Genomic DNA, 436 nt, shown 5'->3' with positions numbered 1-436 from the left:
ACATTAGACAGTGCGAACGACCGATTGTATGCCATTCCTGGTTCTCCACCGGATTTACTGAATCCACCAAAAGGAGACGCATTCTACCCAAGAAATGAATTCGCGATGAAAATCGATGCAGAACAAGAACCGCCATTTTTTGAACTATCAAAAACGCACAAGGCAGCAACTTGGCTACTTGCTCCACAAGCGCCTAAAGTGACACCGCCAGAAGAAATCCAACGTCGCTGGGCTATTTTTAAAGAGAAACAAAAACATACTTATGGTCAAGGAGGAATTGCTGATGCCAAATAAACTACTTGAAGTTAAAGGACTGAAACAGTATTTCAATGTAGGAAAAAAGAATGAAGTACATGCTGTAAATGACATCAGCTTTCACATCTATGAAGGAGAAACATTTGGTTTAGTAGGAGAATCTGGAAGCGGAAAATCCACT

At 40.8% G+C, this 436-nt stretch carries 1 protein-coding gene and 1 pseudogene; both read left to right on the top strand.

Translation table 11 applies throughout. The features are described from left to right. Positions 1–294 (top strand): annotated as a pseudogene (locus KSP9073_RS17980) (ABC transporter ATP-binding protein); the annotation flags it as partial. Next, positions 284–436, top strand: a 153-nt coding sequence (locus KSP9073_RS17975; protein ID WP_114403764.1) for an ATP-binding cassette domain-containing protein, incomplete at its 3' end; no start/stop codon positions are given. The pseudogene KSP9073_RS17980 and the gene KSP9073_RS17975, both read left to right, overlap by 11 nt.

Source organism: Kushneria phyllosphaerae (assembly GCF_900312995.1).
Classification (GTDB): Bacteria; Pseudomonadota; Gammaproteobacteria; order Pseudomonadales; family Halomonadaceae; genus Kushneria; species Kushneria phyllosphaerae.
The sequence above is the reverse complement of the archived record's forward strand: the minus strand, read 5'-3'. Positions and strand labels throughout refer to the sequence as shown.